Genomic DNA, 15,962 nt, shown 5'->3' with positions numbered 1-15,962 from the left:
CATGAGCCACGACCCCGAGATCCTCCGCATCGCCGGTCACGACGTCCCCGTGGTGACCGCCACGACCGTCGTCGTCGGCACCGGGTCCGCCGGCTACTGCGCGGCGGACCGCCTGGTCCAGTTCGGCCACGACGACGTCGTCATGGTCGCCGACAAGATCCACGCCGGGGCGTCGCGCAACGCGGGCTCCGACAAGCAGACGTACTACAAGCTCACGCTCTCGGGCGGCGACGACGACTCGGTGCGCGAGATGGCGCAGACGCTGTTCTCGGGCGGCGCCATGGACGGCGACAACGCGCTCGCGGAGGCGGCGCTCTCGGCGCGCGGTTTCCTCCACCTCGTCGACCTCGGTGTGCCGTTCCCGCAGAACCGGTTCGGCGAGTTCATCGGGTACAAGACGGACCACGACCCGCGTCGGCGTGCGACCTCGGTCGGCCCGTACACGAGCCGGACGATGGTCGAGAAGCTCGAGAAGAAGGTCCAGGCCGACGGCACGCGCGTGTTCGACGAGTGCCGCGTCGTCGACGTCGTCACGGCGCCGGACCCGCACGGCGGGCCGGGCGCGCGCCGCGTCGCGGGCCTGCTCGTGCTGCGGACGGACGTGCCGCACGACGGCGCCGAGAGCCCCTGGTTGCTGTTCCGCTGCACGAACCTCGTCTACGCCACGGGCGGACCCGCGGGCATGTACGCCACGCGGGTGTTCCCCAACGGGCAGTGGGGCGCCTCGGGTGCTGCCTACCGCGCCGGCGTGCACGGAAAGAACCTCACCGAGTGGCAGTTCGGGCTCGCGTCGACCAAGCCCCGGTGGAACGTGTCGGGGACGTATATGCAGGTCGTGCCGCGGTTCGTCTCGACCGACGCCGACGGCGGGGACGAGCGCGAGTTCCTCACCGAGGCGATCACCGACTACGGGCGGCTCCTGACCCTCGTGTTCCTCAAGGGCTACCAGTGGCCGTTCGACATCCGCAAGGCGCGCGACGGGTCGAGCCTGATCGACCTGCTCGTGTACCGGGAGACGGTGCTGCGCGGGCGCCGCGTGTTCCTCGACTTCCGGCGCAACCCCGTGCGCGAGGACTTCGACCCGACCGCGCTCGCGCCCGAGGCGTACCAGTACCTCGAGAAGGCCGGCGTCCTGTTCGGCACGCCGATCGAGCGGCTGCGGCGCATGAACGAGCCCGCGTACCAGTTCTACCTCGACAAGAACCCGTACGTGGACCTCGAGAAGGAGATGCTCGAGGTCGACGTGTGCGCGCAGCACAACAACGGCGGTCTCGTGGTCGACGCGTGGTGGCAGTCGAACGTCGCCGGGTTCTTCCCCGTCGGCGAGGCCGGCGGCGCGCACGGCGTCTACCGGCCGGGTGGCGCGGCGCTCAACAGCGGCCAGGTCGGGGCGACGCGCGCCGCGCAGTTCATCGCGGCGCGCCGCGACGAGAAGCCGTCCGACGAGGCCGCGTTCACCGACGTGGCGGCGCCGGTGCTCGCCGCCGCGCTGGACCTCACGGCCCGTGCGACGGGCCGCGTGGCCGCGGGCGTGCCGGACAACACCGGCGACCTGCTGCGCGACGTGCAGCGGCTCATGAGCGAGAAGGCCGGACCGGTGCGGTCGGAGGCGTCGATCCGCGAGGCGCTCGACCAGGTCCACGCGTGGCTCACCGGCTACGAGGACCTGGTCAGCGCCGACGCCGGGTCGCGGCGCGCCGTGAACCGGACGTTCCTCGTGCGCGACATCCTCACGAGCGCGTACGTCTACCTCTCGGCCATGGCCGACTACGTCGCCCACGGCGGGCGCTCGCGCGGGTCGGTCCTGTACACGGACGCCGAGGGCGACCTGCCCCTCGTCGGGTACGGCGACGACGCGGAGCGCGAGCTCGACCTGCCCGACCTCTACCGCTTCCGGCTCGACCGCGGTGCGCTCGACGAGGAGGTCCAGGAGACCGCGTGGGTAGCGCCGGGCGGGACCGTCCCGGCCGCCGACGAGGCGTCCCCGTCGGCCCCGTGGGTGCCGGTGGTCCCGCGCGACGCCGCCGACGCCGCGGGCGTCCCGGTCTTCCGGTGGCGCCCGCGGCGACCGCTCCCGGCCGACGACGACTTCTTCGAGAACGTCTGGCGCGACTTCCGGGAGCACGGCAACGTGCTCTAGGAGCGCCGTCCGACGTCACCTGGAGGGGACCACCCCGAGGTGGTGATCCGTGCGCGCGCCGGGGCGCAGGCCGCCCAGCGCGGTCTCCAGCGTGCGCCGCGCCCTGGCGTAGTGGGTGCGCGCCGTCGACGCCCGGATGCCGGCGATCTCGGCGGCCTGGGTCAGCGTGAACCCGTCCCAGTGGACGAGCCGCACCAGCTCCCGCTGGCGCGCGGGCAGCTCGGCGACGGCGTCACGGACGGCAGGGCCGGCGTCGTCCCGATCCACCACCGGGGCGGGGTCGACGCGCAGCGCGTCGGACAGCCGTGCCGTGAGCGCGTCGGCCCGTGCGCGCGACCTCCGGTGGTTGGCGGTCGAGCGCCGCGCGATGCCGAACAGCCACATCCGCGCCCGCTCCGGGTCCGTCGGCAGGTCCGCCCGCCGCCGCCAGGCGGTGGCGAACACGGTACCCAGCACGTCGGGCGCGTCCTGGGGGTCGAGCCGGCGCACGAGGTACGCGAGCAGGTCGGCGGCGTTGATCCGCATCGCGTCCTCCGCGGACCGGTCGTGGTCGGCACCGCCCGCGACCGCGCGGCGAGTCATGGCAGCGTCCCCGCGCCGCACTCGGCCGACTCGACGAGGATCGCCGAGCCCGTGGCGTTCAGCCCGTGCGCGGCCAGGACCTCCTCGACGGGTTCCTTGACGCTCGTGAAGCTCCCCTCGACCGTGCCGCCCTCGCTCCCGTCCGAGGTGACGGAGGTGCCGCCGAAGGGCGCCGCCTCGGCCATGACGTCGCTCCAGTCGTGGGTGCGCAGGAACGCCTCGACGGCGTCGAACTCCGCCTGGTCGAAGGTCTCCGCGGATCCCCCGCTCGTCTCGCCGCCGGACGAGTCGGCGTGCACCGCGCCGTCGGCGGGGACGACGTTGAGGAACACGGAGCACGAGCCACCGGGGACCTCGAGCTCGACGGTCTCGACCACGGGCGAGCCGGCGCCGAAGAGGTCGAGCAACGAGGGCGCGGCGACCGCCAGGCCGCCCGTGAGGACGAGCGCGCCGCCCACGGCGGTGACGAGGACCGGGCGGGTGACGCGCCGCCCCGCGGACCGGTCGTCGGGCGCGGTGGTGGCGAGCAGGGGAGCGGTGGCGGCGAGCCTCTCGGCGGCGTCACGGGCGTGCGGGCTCGTCCGCCCCGGGTCGGCGGAGCGCAGCAGGGTGTCCAGGTCGTTCATGGGGTCCTCCTCGAAGGGTGTTCTCACCCTCTACGTGTCCGACCAGACACCAGGCGTCCACACGGGCGTCGACACCACCGGACCGCTGCGCGACGTCGGGCTCAGGCCCGGCGGAGCTCCGCCCGCCAGATCCCGGGCCGACCGGGCGAGCCCGGGACGGCGAGCTCCTCGATCGAGACGACCGAGAGACCGTCCCGGCCGAACGCCTCGATCTCCGCGCGGGTCAGCGGCCAGGGCGGGCCCTCGTCGTCGCGCTCGCGCGCGACGGCCTGGACCGCCAGCAGGGTGCCTCCCGGCGCGACCAGGGAGCGGACGCCGGCCGTCAGCTCCTCGCGGACGCTGCGGTTCACCGCCTGGACGGTGTAGATCTCGACGACGAGGTCGAAGGCGCCGGTCCACGCGTCCGGCAGGTCGAGCAGGTCCCCGACGGCGTAGGTCACCGGTGAGCCGGCGTTCCGTCCGCGGGCCGCGGCGACCGCGGTGGGCGAGATGTCGAACGCGGTCGTCTCGTACCCGAGCCGGGCGAGGTGCTCGGCGTCGGCCCCGAGCCCGCACCCGACGACGACGGCCGTCCCGGTCGCGCGACCCGTCCCCGTCGCGTGACCCGGGCGGGTCGGTCCGGCCCACGAGGCGAGCGCCGGGTGCGGGTCGTCCCGGTCCCACGGCGTCGTGACGTCACCGTCGCGCGCCGACGCCCAGAGCCGCTCGAACCAGCCGGTCGGGTCGGTCGGGTCGGCGTTGCCCAGCCGCGCGGTCTCGGACTGCCAGGAACGGGGCTGTGCCATGGCGTCGACCGTAGCCAGGCTGCCGGACGTCGACAAGCGGCCGTCGGGTTGCAGCGCACCGACGAGGTTCTCGGGGTCGCCGGTCGGACCACCCGGCCACGACCGCCGTCGTCTACGGTGGGCGCGCAACCCCCGACCACGCGACGGGTCGCTCCCTCGCGTGCTGAGCCTCGAAGGACAGCCTGGTGGAGAAGAAGCGGACCGGTGGCGGCACGCTGACCGTCATCCTGATCGGGGTGGCGGTCGGCTACTTCGTGCTCGCGTGGCCGTACCACCTGGGCGCCTGGCTCGCGGTGCAGCTGGGCGCCGGGCTGCCGTCGCCGCAGCGGTCGGTCCTGGCCTGGGCCTTCGAGGTCCTCTACGTGCTCGTCCTGGCAGCGGTCGGAGCGCGACGGCTGTGGCTGCGCTCGCGCCGCGCGCAGGACCCGCCGCCGCCGTTCGACGAGGACGCCGCCGACCGGGTGCTCGCGATGATCGACGGCGCGACCGGCAGCTGGGCCGACCCGCGCGTCCCGGACGACGAGAGGGTCCGGGCGGTCCTCAACGACGTCCGCCTCGTCGAGCCCCGCCGCGAGGGGGGTGCCACGGTGCCCGCGGTGGTGGGGACGACGGGCGTGCTGCTGCTGACGGACCGGGCGGCGCGGTTCCACGGCTCTGAGGGACGCACCCGGGTGTGGAGGTGGGACGAGGTCACCCGTGTCACGGACGTGGTGGACCACGTGAAGATCGCCGTGTCCTCCCGGACGACGGAGTCCGGCGTCATGTTCCTCCGTGAGCTCGACGCCGCAGGGCGGACCGCGATCAGGTGGTCCGTGCGCTCGGCCCAGGGTGCCGGGCCGGACGAGCTGGGTCAGATCGGCCAGGGCCTGCGCGACACGGCCCGCTCGGCGCGGGAGCAGGTCGCCGCAGAGCCCGAGCCGCCGCGCCCGCTCTCGCGGCGCACGATCGGCACCGCGGTCGCCGCCGTGGTCCTGGCGGCGCTGCTCTCGACCGGCGCGGTCGCCGTCTGGATCGGGGCGGCACCCCCCGCACCCTCCGCCGTCGCCGCGGCGGAGGTCGTCCAGACCGGGTGAGGGAACCGGCTGACCAGACCCTGTGACGGGACAAGTGACCAGGCGTCCGTGCGGTCCTCAGGGCCCCGTCCACCGAACGGTGGATGCGCGGATCCACCGCGGCTCGGACGCCACGGTGGATGTGGCCGGGTGCGGTGCCTCCGTAGCGTCGCGGCATGACCGCGTTGGACGTACGACACCTGCACAAGCGCTACGGGGAGCACGTCGCCGTCGACGACGTCTCCTTCACCGTCGACGAGGGGGAGATCTTCGGCATCATCGGGCCCAACGGCGCCGGCAAGACGACGACTGTCGAGAGCATCGCCGGCCTGCGGACGCCCGACTCGGGCACGATCTCCGTGCTGGGGCTCGACCCGGTCGAGGACCGGGCGGAGCTGCGTGAGCGGCTCGGCGTGCAGCTCCAGGAGAGCAGCTTCCCCGACGCGATCAAGGTCGCGGAGGCGCTCGACCTCTACAGCTCCTTCTACCGGGACCCCGCCGACTGGCGCGAGCTCATGGACCTCCTCGGGCTCACCGACAAGCGCGACACGCAGTACAAGGCGCTGTCCGGCGGGCAGAAGCAGCGGCTCTCCGTCGCGCTCGCGCTGGTGGGCAAGCCGCAGGTCGCGATCCTCGACGAGCTCACGACAGGACTGGACCCGCAGGCGAGGCGGGACACCTGGGACCTGGTCGAGCGGGTCCGGGACACGGGCGTCACGATCCTCCTCGTCACGCACTTCATGGACGAGGCGGAGCGCCTCAGCGACCGGGTCGCCGTCATCGACAGAGGCCGGGTCGTGGCGGTGGACACGCCGGCAGGACTGATCGCGCGGTCGAGCGCGGTGCAGCAGATCCGCTTCCGCGTGAGCCAGCCGCTGGACCGGAGCGTCCTCGCCGGCCTCCCCGGGGTGTCCGACGTCGCGGTCACCGAGGGCCGCTGGGTGGTCACCGGCACGGGACAGCTCGTGAGCAGCGTCGCGGGCGCCCTCGCCAGGGCGCAGGTCGTGGCGGAAGACCTGCGCGTCGACCAGAGCACCCTCGATGACGCGTTCGTGGCCTTCACGGGACGCGTCCCGCGATCCCCGGAGCTCTCCGAGAGGACGGTCGACTGATGTCCACGGTCACCACCCACGCCCTGCGGCCGCGCACCCGGCTGAAGACGGTCACGGTCGAGGCGAAGCTCTTCCTCCGGGACTCTGCCACCGTCCTCTTCGGCGTGCTGTTCCCGGCGGGACTCCTGCTCGGGCTGGGCGCCGTCCCGGCGCTCAGGGAGGCGTCGCCGGAGACCGGCGGGCTGCGGGCCATCGACGTCTGGGCGCCGACCGCGCTGGTGTTCGGGATGGTGATGATCGCCGTGCAGCACGTCCCGTCGGTGATCGCGACCTACCGTGAGCGCGGCATTCTGCGCAGGCTGTCGACCACCCCCTTGCACCCGCGGAGCGTCCTGCTCGCGCAGATGGTCGTCGCGTTCGCGTCGGTGGTCGTCTCGGCGACGCTCCTGATCGTCGTCGCGTGGGCGGTGCTGGACATCGCGCCGCCCGAGCGGCCCTTCGAGTTCGCCGTCGCCTTCGTCGTCGGCTACGCGGCGCTGCTCGGGATCGGCATGATCTCCGCGGCCGTGGTCCGCACGAGCAGCGCCGCGAACCAGGTCGGCACCGTCCTGTTCGTCGCGCTGATGTTCTTCGGCGGGGCCTTCCTGCCCCGCGTCCTCATGCCCGACGTGCTGCGTGAGGTCGGCGAGCTCGTCCCGCCCGGACTGCAGGCTCTCACCGCGGCGTGGTCACCCGCGGCGGGCGAGGTCACCGCCGCCGCCGGTGGCCAGCCGTTCTGGTTGCAGATTGCCATAATGGCGGGGATCGCGGTGAGCGCGAGCGCGATCGCCGCGAAGCTCTTCCGCTGGGAGTAGGTGTCGATGACGGGGGACCCCGGGGCCGGCGAGCGCCCGAGCTCCGCGACGCTCGCGTCGGTCGTCACGCGCGAGGCGGAGGCCGCGAACCGCTCACGCCTCGCCTGGCGGCAGGAGCAGCTGCGGGTCTGGGACCTCCTGCAGCTCGTCACGCCGTGGCTCCTCCTGACGATCTCGACGGCGATCTACTTCTCCAGGGTCCTCCCGGCCTCGGGTGACGGCTTCTGGCCCGAGGGGGCCGTGGTCCTCGGGCTCGTCGCGGCCACGGCTCTGTGGGTGCTGTTCGGCCAGACGCTGCCGCTCCGGAGAAGGGCGCTCCGGCCGGTGCCGGCCGGCATCTACCTCGTCGGGCTGTTGGCGCTGTGCGTCGTCCTCATGACCGTGTCCGACGTGTTCCTCGTCGTCACCGTCGCGGGCTTCTTCCAGGCGTACCTGCTCAGGCCGTGGCCGGTGGGGGTGCTCGGGGTCCTCGTCACCTCCGTGGTCCTCAACGGCGCGGCGATGAGCGTGTGGGCCGACCCGAGCTCGGAGGTGCTCGCGGAGTTCCTCCTCATCGTGGCCGTGCAGACCGCGGCCATCGGGGTGGGCATCGTGCTGACGGCGCGCAGCGAACCGGAGGAGCGCAAGCGCGAGGAGCTCGTCGAGCGGCTGGAGGCGGCCCTGCACGAGAACGCCGGGCTCCACGCGCAGCTCGTCGCCCAGGCCCGGGAGTCGGGGGTCCAGGACGAGCGGCAGCGACTGGCCGGCGAGATCCACGACACCCTGGCCCAGGGCCTCGCCGGCATCATCACTCAGCTCCAGGCCGCGGAGCGCTCCACGGGGGCGCGGGGCGAGAGCGACGAGCACGTCGCCCGCGCCCTGCGGCTCGCGCGCAGCAGCCTGACCGAGGCCAGGCGGTCCGTGCAGGCGCTCGCTCCGCAGGAGCTAGGGAGGGCGCAGCTCCCGGACGCGCTCCGGACGCTGGCCGAGCGATGGTCGCAGGACCAGGGGATCGCCACGCGGGTGGAGGTCACCGGCACCCGGGAGCCCCTGAGCCCGGCGATCGAGGTGTCGCTCTTCCGGGTGGCGCAGGAGTCGCTGACCAACGTCGCGAAGCACGCGGACGCGTCACGTGTCGGTGTCACGCTGTCGTACACAGGCACCGAGGTGCTCTTGGACGTGCGCGACGACGGGCGCGGGTTCGCGGACGAGGACGGCACCGGCTTCGGCCTCACGAGCATGCGCCAGCGCATCCGAGGCGTCGGCGGGCACGTCGAGGTGCAGAGCGCACCGGGCGACGGGACGTCCGTGAGCGCGCGCGTCCCGGCGATCGCGCCCGCGGGCGCCAGGGCGGCGGAGGTCGACCGATGATCCGGCTCCTGATCGTCGACGACCACCCGGTCGTGCGGGGTGGCCTCCGCGACACCTTCGCGGACACCGAGGACGTCCTCGTGGTCGGCGAGGCGGGTGACGGCGCCGAGGGCGTCGACCGGGCGATGGCCCTCGCAGCGGACGTCGTGCTCATGGACCTGCGGATGCCCGGCACGGACGGCGTCGCCGCGACGGCTGCCCTGCGCGAGCAGGCCCCGGACACCCGGGTGCTGATCCTGACCACCTTCGACAGCGAGAGCGACGTCCTGCCGGCGATCGAGGCGGGTGCGATCGGCTATCTCCTGAAGGACGCGCTGCCCGACGAGCTGATCCGAGCGGTCCGTGCGGCAGCGCGCGGAGAACCGGTGCTCGCACCGTCGGTGACGCAGCACCTCATGGGGCAGGTGCGCCGACCCGGCGCCGGCACGCTGACCGAGCGCGAGAGGGAGGTGCTCCAGCTGGTCGCGAACGGCAGCTCCAACCGTGAGGCCGCCGCGGCGCTGTTCATCGGCGAGGCCAGCATCAAGACCCATCTGCAGCACATCTACGACAAGCTCGGCGTCCGTGACCGGGCCTCTGCGGTGGGCGAGGGCTACCGCCGTCGGCTGCTCACCTGACGCCTGCTCGAGCGCGCGCCGGAGGGCGCGAAAGAGGGCCGCGGAGCGACGCCGGGAGGCGCTACCCTTCGAAGCGCGCCGGACGGCGCAGTCTGCCGTGCACGCCGCAGAACCCACCGGGACGAAGGAACGACGTCGTGAGCCAGCCCCCGTACCAGCCGTACCAGGGCGGCGACGCCCCTCAGCCCCCGCAGAACCCCGCCCCGTACGGGCAGGACCAGTCCGGCTACGGCCAGCCCGCGCAGCCCGCCTACGGGCAGCCCGCGCAGCCCGACGCCTACGGTCAGCCTGCGCAGCCCGCCTACGGGCAGCCGGTCCAGCCGGCCTACGGGCAGATGGCGCCCCAGGCACCTCCGGTGGCCTCCCCTCCGGCGGCCGGCCAGCCGTACGGTGCGTACCCGTCGCAGGGCCAGCCGTACGGGTCGCCCTACGGAGGCGCCGCCGGCTACGCCCCGTACGCCGCCCCCGCCGGCCCGCAGCCCCTGAGCTGGCGCACGATCCTGGCCTACGTGTTCAGCCCGATCGCGGTGATCTTCCTGCCCATCGTGTTCGGCGTGCTCGCGATCGTGTTCTCCGCGCTCGCGGTCAAGCGGAACGAGAAGACGGCGAAGATCGCCCTCGGCGTGGCGATCGGCTGCACGGCGCTCGGGTTCATCCTCGGCGCGGTGACGGCCGTGCAGACGATGCAGCAGTTCGGCTGACCTCGACGGTCGGCCGCACGAGCCCGGGGACGGCTCGTCTCACCAGTCGTGCACCGTCCCGTCCGCGAGGCGGTTGACGGGCAGGTAGGCCGGCGCGTAGGGGTGCGCGGCGGCCAGCTCCTCGTCGAGCTCGACGCCGATCCCGGGCGTCTCGCCCGGGTGGAGGTGGCCGTCGTCGAACGTGAAGGCGTGCCGGAAGACCTCGTGCGTACGGTCGGTGTACCCGGAGTACTCCTGGATGCCGAAGTTGTGGATGGCGAGGTCGAGATGGATCGCGGCCGCCATGCCGACGGGTGAGATGTCCTCGGGGCCGTGGATGGCGCTCTTGACCTGCCGCAGCGCCGCGTAGTCGAAGAGCTTGCGCAGCGGCGTGACGCCGCCGAAGTGCGTCACGGCCGACCGGACGTAGTCGACGAGCTGCTCGTCGAGGAGCGTCTGGTAGTCGTGCACGGTGTTGAACACCTCGCCGATGGCGAGGGGCGTCGTCGTGTGCTGACGGATGAGCCGCAGGCCCTGCTGGTTCTCCGCAGGGGTGCAGTCCTCGAGCCAGAACAGGTCGTACTGCTCGATCTCCTTGCCGAGCCGCGCGGCCTGCTGCGGCGTGAGCCGGTGGTGCGCGTCGTGGAGCAGAGGCAGCTCGGGACCGAACTCGTTCCGCACGGCCTCCAGCACGCGGGGCAGGTGTCGCAGGTAGCCGGCGGTGTCCCAGTCCTCGACGACGGGACGCACCCGCTGGTCCAGCCGGGCGCCGTCGGCCTCCGCGGCGATCGCCGTGCCGTCGTGCACGCCGTAGACGACCTTCAGCCCGGGGACGCCGGTCTGCACGCGCACGGCCTGGTAGCCCTCGGCCAGACGTGCGCGGACCGAGTCGAGCAGCTCGGGGACGTCGCGGCCGTTGGCGTGGCCGTAGGTGCGGACCCGTTCGCGCGAGGCGCCGCCGAGCAGCTGGTACAGCGGGAGCCCGGCGACCTTGGCCTTGATGTCCCACAGCGCGACGTCGACGGCGGCGATGGCGGCCATCGTCACCGGGCCGCGCCGCCAGTACGCCCCGCGGTACAGCGACTGCCACGTGTCCTCGATCCGGTGCGGGTCGAGCCCGACGAGGAGCGGGGCCACGTGGTCGCGCAGGTAGGAGACGACGGCGAGCTCGCGGCCGTTGAGCGTCGCGTCGCCGAGGCCCGTGACGCCGTCGTCCGTCGTGAGCTTCAGGGTGACGAAGTTGCGTCCGGGGCTGGTGACGACGACCTGCGCGTCGACGATCCTCATGGCTGCTCGATTCAGGTGGTCCGTGGTGGTGCGGGATGGTCCTCGGCGCCCGGGTCCCCGGCGCGCGTCCGCACGACCGTAGCAACGGGCGGGACGCCGTCGCGACGGCGCTCGGGTCCGCCCGCCGGACGACGACCGGGCCCGCGACGCGCGACACCGCGTTGGCAGGAAATGGACGGTTCCTGTCGTTCCGGACCCTGGGAGCCGGCGCGGTGATCGGGCATGATCCTCGTCATGGACGACGTCGAACGCGCAGGTCACAGCCAGGGTCCCGGTCAGGTCGTCGCGGTGTACGGCGCCACCGGGCACACGGGACGGTTCGTCGTCGCGGAGCTCGCCGGGCGCGGTTACCGGCCGCTCCTGCTCGGTCGCGACCGGGACCGGCTGGCAGCACTGACGCAGGACCGACCGGGCCTCGAGGCGCGACAGGCGTCGGTGGAGGACCCGGCCTCGCTGGACCGCGCCCTCGCCGGCGCGGCCGCCGTGATCAACTGCGCCGGCCCGTTCGCCACGACCGCCGCCCCGCTCGTCGAGGCCGCGCTGCGCGCGGGGATCCCGTACGTCGACGTGGCGGCGGAGATCGAGGCGAACGTCGACACGTTCGCGCACTTCGGGGACCAGGCCCGCGCCGTCGGTGCGCTCGTGGTCCCCGCGATGGCGTTCTTCGGCGGTCTCGGCGATCTGCTGGTGACCACGGCGGCGGGCGACTGGGACTCTGCGGACGAGGTGCACGTCGCGTACGGGCTGAGCAGCTGGCATCCCACGGCGGGCACGCTCGCGGCGGGTGCGGTCTCGGGCCGGCGACGCGGTGGGCGTCGCGTCCGCTACACGGGCGGGCGGCTCGAGTACCACGACGACGCGCTGCCGACGCTGGAGTGGGTCTTCCCGGAGCCGCTCGGTGCACAGGCCGTCATCGGCGAGTTCACCATGGCGGACGTCGTGACGGTCCCGAGCCACCTGGACGTCCCCGAGGTGCGGACCTCCATGGCGGCGGTCGCGGCCGCGGACCTCTCCGCCCCCGACGCGTCCTCCCCGGTCGCCGTGGACGCGGAGGGTCGCTCCGACCAGACGTTCGTCGTCGACGCCCGGGTGCGCAGGGGCGGTGTCGAGCGGCGCGCCGTCGCGAGCGGCCGGGACATCTACGCCGTCACCGCACCGCTCGCGGTCGAGGCGGTCGAACGCCTCGTCACGGGCCGGACCAGGGCGACGGGCGTCGTCTCTGCGGGGGCGGCCTTCGACGCGCGGGACTTCCTCGCCGCCCTGTCCGACCACCTCACGCTGGACGTCCCGCTCGACGCACCGGTCTGAGCGACGAGCGGGACGTGGCGGTCAGGTCGAGGCGACGTCCCGCCGTCGGAAGCCGACGAGCGCCGCGCCGACGAGGAGCACGACGACGGCGGACAGCCCCAGGAGGTAGGCCGGGTCGAGGTCCTCGCTGAACGCCGTGGGCACCCAGTGGAACGGGGAGACCCAGCGCGCGGCGTCGGGCAGGTCCTCGATCAGCTCGCCGAACATGCCGATCACGAACGTGTAGGCGAGCAGCGCCCAGCCCGCCCCGGTCGCGCGCGGAACCCAGGCGTAGAGCGCCGCGGTGAGCGCGAGGTACACCAGGACAGCCGGGAGGTAGCTCACGAGCACGGTGGTGTAGGCGCCCAGGTCGGGGCCGCCGCCGTCGACCGCCACGGCCCCGAGCCACACCGCGTAGACGCTCACGGCGAGGAGCACGGCCGTGCCGACGCCCGCGACGAGGAGCTGCGCGCCCAGCCAGCGCGGCCGGGAGACGGGCAGCGCGAGCACGACCTCGGCCCGGCCCGCCGACTCCTCCGCCTTGGGCCGCAGCCCCATGACGACGGCGTACGCGGCGCAGCACAGCGCGCCGTAGAGCATCATCACGCCGAGGAAGCCGAGGGTGAACTGGTCGGGGTCCGCCCCGAAGATCGCCGCGACGGTGGGGTTGTCCTGCGCGATGCCGCCGACCATCTCGTCGATGTCGGGGAGCATCGTGCCCGACGCGAACCACATCAGGCCGAGCCCGAGGCACGACCACAGCAGGGCGGAGCGCTGCTGGAGCCAGGCCAGCGACACGGGACCGCGCAGCGTGGCGCGCGCCGTCGCCCGACCACCGCGCGTCGCGAGCAGGCCGCCACCGAAGTCGCGGTGCGACGCGAGCGCGGACGCGAGCCACAGGAGGAGCGCGACCGCGACGACGCTCAGCAGCGCCGGCCACCAGCGCAGGTCGACGAACGCGCGCATCTGCTGCGCCCACGCGATCGGCGAGAACCAGGACAGCGCGCTCCCGCCGAGCTCGCGCATGTCGCCCGCGGCGCGGACCACGAACGCGATCCCCAGCACGGCGAGGCTCAGCCCCGTCGCGGTGCGCGCGTGCTCGGTGACCTGGCACAGCACCAGGGCCACCGCACCGAACACCATGGCGCTGAGCGCCGACCCGAGGGTCATCGCGAACGAGTCGACGACGGCGAGCCCGCCCGTGCCGACCATCGTCAGCGCGGACAGGGTCGCGATGACGAGCTGGGCGACCACGAGCGTGATCGTGGCCGCGACGGCGGGCGCGTGACGGCCGACGGGCGCGGCGCGCACGAGCTCCGCGCGGTTCGACTCCTCCTCGGCGCGCGTGTGGCGCACGACGTGCAGGATGCTGAACAGCGCGAGCGCCAGCACGACCCACGTGATGCCCTCGTTCGCCATCGCGACGCCGGTCGTGTAGTGGTCGATCCCGTAGCCGGGACCACCCATGACGATCCCGGCCGGCGTCTCCATGACGGCGGCGCGGCCCTGCTGGGCGGCGGGGTCGGCGAACAGCGTGTCGAGGGCGAAGGTGAAGTAGGCGTAGAACAGCACGACGGACCCGGACCACACCGCGAGCCGCACCCGGTCGCGCCGCAGGATCGACCGGACCAGGGTCCACGTGCCGGTGAGCGTCGTCCCTCCGGTGGCGCGGTCCACGGGTCCGGCCGTCGCGGGTCGCGTCAGGGTCGTCGTCATCGCGCACCTGCCTCGCTGCGAGCGCCGTGGCGGCCGGTCGCGCGGTCGCCGGGCCCGCCGTCGGACGTGTCGCCGGAACCGTCGGCGGACACGTCGTCGCCGTAGTGGCGCAGGAACAGCTCCTCGAGCGACGGCGGGGTCGCGGTGAGGCTGTGCACCCCGAGAGCGCTCAGCGCGGTCAGGACCTGCCCCACGCGCGCGTCGTCGACGTCGAACCCGACGCGCGTCCCTGCGTCGGTGGGGGTGGCCGCGAGGTCGTGGACCCCGTCCATCGCGGCGAGCGGCGAGGGGTCGCCGTCGACCACGGCGGTGACGGTGGACCGGGTGAGGTGCCGCAGCTCGGCGAGCGTGCCGGACTCGACCGCGCGCCCGGCGCGGATGATCGTCACGGTGTCGCAGACCTTCTCGACCTCGGACAGGATGTGGCTCGACAGCAGCACGGAGGTCCCGGACGCCTTCGCCTCGCGGACGTGCTCGGTGAACACCGCCTCCATGAGCGGGTCGAGGCCCGAGGTCGGCTCGTCGAGCACGAGGAGGTCGACGTCGGACAGGAACGCGGCGACGAGCGCGACCTTCTGCCGGTTCCCCTTGGAGTACGTGCGGGCCTTCTTCGTCGGGTCCAGCTCGAAGCGCTCGAGCAGCTCCTGGCGGCGCCGGGCGGCGCTCTCGCCGCGGCCGCGACCCCGCAGGCGGGTGAGGAGGTCGATCGCCTCGCCGCCCGTGAGGTTCGGCCACAGCGTGACGTCGCCGGGGACGTACGCCAGCCGGCGGTGCAGCGGGACGGCGTCGCGCCACGGGTCGCCGCCGAGCAGGCGGACCGAGCCGGAGTCGGCTCGCAGGAGCCCGAGCAGGACGCGGATCGCCGTCGACTTCCCGGCCCCGTTGGGGCCGAGGAAGCCGGCGACCTCGCCGGGACGGACCGTGAGGTCGAGCCCGTCGAGGGCGGCGACCGTCCCGAAGGACTTGCGCAGGTCGTGGATCTCGATGGCGGGGGCCTCGGAGGCCCGGGTGGTGGTGGTCATGGTTCCTCTTCTCGCGACGGTGGGTGCACGTGGCGGACGGCGCGGGGCCGGCTCAGGCCGGCGGCGCGCCGGGCCCGGCGGGCGGGTCGCCCACGTAGAGGAGGTACTCGTCGAGCATGCGGCGGGACGTGAGGAAGCCCTCGGTGTACAGCTCCAGGGCGGGGAGCGTGAGCTCGTCGAAGAAGCGGCGCATCGAGGCGCTCACGTCGCTGAGGTCCTCGGGCGGGTCGATCGTGACCGACAGGAGGATCGCGCCGAGGCCCGACAGCGTGAGGTAGCGCGCACGACGCCGCTCGTCGCGGCTGGGGACGGCGACGCCCGCGGCGACCGCCGAGGCGACGTACTCCTCGGAGTCCTCGATCATGTGCGTGACGAAGCCCCGGGCGAGCGGACCGCCGTCGAGCAGCGAGCGCAGCACGTACCCCATGGCTGTCGAGTAGCGGTCGGCGGTGGCGAAGTACTGGAGGAAGGCGCCCGCTTCCGTCCCGGTGATCGCGTCGTGCTTCGCCGTGCGGATCTGCTCGAGGACGTGCTCGTCGCACGCCTCGCGCAGCCCGTCCTTGGACCCGAAGTGGTGGACGACGAGCGCGGCGCTCACCCCGGCGTCGGCCGCGACCGCGCGCAGCGAGGCGCCGAAGCCGTCGCGCGCGAACCGCTCGACGGCGGCGTCGCGGATGCGGGCGCGGGTCGAGAGGTCGGAGGTCGTGCCGCTGGGCCGACCGGCCGTCGTTGAACGCATGTTCAACATGCTAACCACGTGTTCAATGCTCTGTCGAGAGGCGACCGCGCGAGCTGCCCTGTGGACGACCGCCCGGACGCTGCGACGGGGCCGTACCGTGACCGTCGGCAGGCGCCGCCTACCGTCCAGATCTCCCGGAGGTACCGCGACCGTGACCGTCCCGCACGACACCG

At 73.7% G+C, this 15,962-nt stretch carries 15 protein-coding genes; 8 read left to right on the top strand and 7 right to left on the bottom strand.

What is annotated here, in order from left to right; all coding sequences use genetic code 11:
• Position 1 precedes the first annotated feature (1 nt).
• Complete coding sequence (locus tag V5D56_RS03775) at positions 2 to 2,140, top strand: FAD-binding protein (protein WP_435737734.1); 2,139 nt, start codon at positions 2 to 4, stop codon at positions 2,138 to 2,140.
• Positions 2,141 to 2,155: 15 nt separating this feature from the next.
• On the opposite strand, the gene V5D56_RS03770 is transcribed toward V5D56_RS03775, so the two are convergent.
• The 3 genes from V5D56_RS03770 to V5D56_RS03760 all read right to left on the bottom strand — a co-directional run bounded on the left by V5D56_RS03770 (position 2,156) and on the right by V5D56_RS03760 (position 4,133).
• Complete coding sequence (locus tag V5D56_RS03770) at positions 2,156 to 2,722, bottom strand: RNA polymerase sigma factor (protein ID WP_435737733.1); 567 nt, start codon at positions 2,720 to 2,722, stop codon at positions 2,156 to 2,158.
• On the bottom strand, positions 2,719 to 3,348 hold the full coding sequence (locus V5D56_RS03765) for a hypothetical protein (RefSeq protein ID WP_435737732.1): 630 nt from the start codon (positions 3,346 to 3,348) through the stop codon (positions 2,719 to 2,721). The genes V5D56_RS03770 and V5D56_RS03765 overlap by 4 nt, the downstream gene beginning before the upstream one ends.
• A gap of 101 nt (positions 3,349 to 3,449) precedes the next feature.
• Entirely contained in the window at positions 3,450 to 4,133 is a 684-nt protein-coding gene (locus tag V5D56_RS03760) for a class I SAM-dependent methyltransferase (RefSeq protein WP_435737731.1), read from the bottom strand.
• A gap of 185 nt (positions 4,134 to 4,318) precedes the next feature.
• Here V5D56_RS03760 and V5D56_RS03755 point away from each other — a divergent pair, with 185 nt between their 5' ends.
• The 6 genes from V5D56_RS03755 (at position 4,319) to V5D56_RS03730 (ending at position 9,759) form a co-directional block, all read left to right on the top strand.
• A complete protein-coding gene (locus V5D56_RS03755; RefSeq protein ID WP_435737730.1) occupies positions 4,319 to 5,206 on the top strand; it encodes a hypothetical protein in 888 nt (295 codons plus the stop codon).
• A 155-nt stretch (positions 5,207 to 5,361) separates the two neighbouring features.
• Positions 5,362 to 6,297, top strand: a complete 936-nt coding sequence (locus V5D56_RS03750) for an ABC transporter ATP-binding protein (protein WP_435737729.1) — start codon at positions 5,362 to 5,364, stop codon at positions 6,295 to 6,297.
• Positions 6,297 to 7,091 (top strand): ABC transporter permease, encoded by a 795-nt coding sequence (locus V5D56_RS03745; protein ID WP_435737728.1) that lies wholly within the window; start codon positions 6,297 to 6,299, stop codon positions 7,089 to 7,091. Before V5D56_RS03750 ends, V5D56_RS03745 begins: the two co-directional genes overlap by 1 nt.
• Positions 7,092 to 7,097: 6 nt before the next feature.
• The gene (locus V5D56_RS03740) at positions 7,098 to 8,441 is read left to right on the top strand and encodes a sensor histidine kinase (protein WP_435737727.1); all 1,344 of its coding nucleotides are present in this window, start codon (positions 7,098 to 7,100) and stop codon (positions 8,439 to 8,441) included.
• On the top strand, positions 8,438 to 9,058 hold the full coding sequence (locus tag V5D56_RS03735; RefSeq protein WP_435737726.1) for a response regulator: 621 nt from the start codon (positions 8,438 to 8,440) through the stop codon (positions 9,056 to 9,058). Before V5D56_RS03740 ends, V5D56_RS03735 begins: the two co-directional genes overlap by 4 nt.
• Positions 9,059 to 9,195: 137 nt before the next feature.
• Positions 9,196 to 9,759 (top strand): hypothetical protein, encoded by a 564-nt coding sequence (locus V5D56_RS03730; RefSeq protein WP_435737725.1) that lies wholly within the window; start codon positions 9,196 to 9,198, stop codon positions 9,757 to 9,759.
• Positions 9,760 to 9,798: 39 nt separating this feature from the next.
• Here V5D56_RS03730 and manD read toward each other — a convergent pair whose 3' ends face one another.
• A complete protein-coding gene (gene manD, locus V5D56_RS03725) occupies positions 9,799 to 11,025 on the bottom strand; it encodes a D-mannonate dehydratase ManD (RefSeq protein WP_435737724.1) in 1,227 nt (408 codons plus the stop codon).
• A gap of 234 nt (positions 11,026 to 11,259) precedes the next feature.
• Here manD and V5D56_RS03720 point away from each other — a divergent pair, with 234 nt between their 5' ends.
• Positions 11,260 to 12,333, top strand: coding sequence for an NAD(P)H-binding protein (locus V5D56_RS03720; RefSeq protein ID WP_435737723.1), 1,074 nt, complete (start codon positions 11,260 to 11,262; stop codon positions 12,331 to 12,333).
• A 21-nt stretch (positions 12,334 to 12,354) separates the two neighbouring features.
• Here the strand turns inward: V5D56_RS03720 and V5D56_RS03715 are convergent, their stop codons facing one another.
• Genes V5D56_RS03715 through V5D56_RS03705 form a run of 3 tightly spaced genes read right to left on the bottom strand, consistent with a single transcriptional unit; the run spans position 12,355 to position 15,789 of the window.
• Positions 12,355 to 14,028, bottom strand: coding sequence for an ABC transporter permease (locus V5D56_RS03715; protein WP_435737722.1), 1,674 nt, complete (start codon positions 14,026 to 14,028; stop codon positions 12,355 to 12,357).
• Positions 14,025 to 15,050 (bottom strand): ABC transporter ATP-binding protein, encoded by a 1,026-nt coding sequence (locus tag V5D56_RS03710; RefSeq protein WP_435737721.1) that lies wholly within the window; start codon positions 15,048 to 15,050, stop codon positions 14,025 to 14,027. Before V5D56_RS03710 ends, V5D56_RS03715 begins: the two co-directional genes overlap by 4 nt.
• A 52-nt stretch (positions 15,051 to 15,102) precedes the next feature.
• Entirely contained in the window at positions 15,103 to 15,789 is a 687-nt protein-coding gene (locus V5D56_RS03705) for a TetR family transcriptional regulator (RefSeq protein WP_435737720.1), read from the bottom strand.
• Positions 15,790 to 15,962: the final 173 nt, after the last annotated feature.

Source organism: Cellulosimicrobium sp. PMB13, assembly GCF_051294865.1.
Classification (GTDB): Bacteria; Actinomycetota; Actinomycetes; order Actinomycetales; family Cellulomonadaceae; genus Cellulosimicrobium.
This window is presented reverse-complemented; position numbering and strand designations above follow the sequence as displayed.

Coding starts and splice junctions, on each gene's coding strand:
- V5D56_RS03750 (WP_435737729.1), top strand. CDS start 5,362: ATGACCGCGTTGGACGTACGACACCTGCACAAGCGCTACGGGGAGCAC.
- V5D56_RS03760 (WP_435737731.1), bottom strand. CDS start 4,133: ATGGCACAGCCCCGTTCCTGGCAGTCCGAGACCGCGCGGCTGGGCAAC.
- V5D56_RS03740 (WP_435737727.1), top strand. CDS start 7,098: ATGACGGGGGACCCCGGGGCCGGCGAGCGCCCGAGCTCCGCGACGCTC.
- V5D56_RS03715 (WP_435737722.1), bottom strand. CDS start 14,028: ATGACGACGACCCTGACGCGACCCGCGACGGCCGGACCCGTGGACCGC.
- V5D56_RS03710 (WP_435737721.1), bottom strand. CDS start 15,050: ATGACCACCACCACCCGGGCCTCCGAGGCCCCCGCCATCGAGATCCAC.
- V5D56_RS03745 (WP_435737728.1), top strand. CDS start 6,297: ATGTCCACGGTCACCACCCACGCCCTGCGGCCGCGCACCCGGCTGAAG.
- manD (WP_435737724.1), bottom strand. CDS start 11,025: ATGAGGATCGTCGACGCGCAGGTCGTCGTCACCAGCCCCGGACGCAAC.
- V5D56_RS03705 (WP_435737720.1), bottom strand. CDS start 15,789: ATGCGTTCAACGACGGCCGGTCGGCCCAGCGGCACGACCTCCGACCTC.
- V5D56_RS03775 (WP_435737734.1), top strand. CDS start 2: ATGAGCCACGACCCCGAGATCCTCCGCATCGCCGGTCACGACGTCCCC.
- V5D56_RS03770 (WP_435737733.1), bottom strand. CDS start 2,722: ATGACTCGCCGCGCGGTCGCGGGCGGTGCCGACCACGACCGGTCCGCG.
- V5D56_RS03720 (WP_435737723.1), top strand. CDS start 11,260: ATGGACGACGTCGAACGCGCAGGTCACAGCCAGGGTCCCGGTCAGGTC.
- V5D56_RS03735 (WP_435737726.1), top strand. CDS start 8,438: ATGATCCGGCTCCTGATCGTCGACGACCACCCGGTCGTGCGGGGTGGC.
- V5D56_RS03765 (WP_435737732.1), bottom strand. CDS start 3,348: ATGAACGACCTGGACACCCTGCTGCGCTCCGCCGACCCGGGGCGGACG.